Source organism: Streptomyces sp. NRRL F-6492 (assembly GCF_001280125.1).
Classification (GTDB): Bacteria; Actinomycetota; Actinomycetes; order Streptomycetales; family Streptomycetaceae; genus Streptomyces.
Genome location: NZ_LGEG01000183.1, coordinates 1 through 262, shown reverse-complemented (window position 1 = coordinate 262; position 262 = coordinate 1). Strand labels below are relative to the sequence as shown.

1 protein-coding gene is annotated in these 262 nt (G+C 66.0%); it reads right to left on the bottom strand.

The window, feature by feature from the left end; genetic code table 11:
• Window positions 1–10: 10 nt before the first annotated feature.
• A partial coding sequence (locus ADL08_RS14655; RefSeq protein ID WP_199837009.1) for a proprotein convertase P-domain-containing protein occupies window positions 11–262 on the bottom strand: 252 nt, incomplete at its 5' end.

Here is a 262-nt window from a genome sequence, read left to right as displayed (position 1 = left end):
CCCGTGAGGGTTACGGGAAGGTCAGCTTGAAGGCGTTGATGTAGCCGGTGTCGGCCGAGGCCTTGTCCTGGACGCGGAGCTTCCAGGCGCCGTTGGCGACCTCCGAGGAGGCGTTCACGGTGTAGGTCTGGACGATGTTGTCGGCGCTGCCGCCGGTGCGGTTGTGCAGGTTGTAGACCGAGCCGTCGGGGGCGACGAGGTCGACGATCAGGTCGCCCTTGTAGGTGTGGACGATGTCCACGCCGACGGAGAGGTTGCTGGG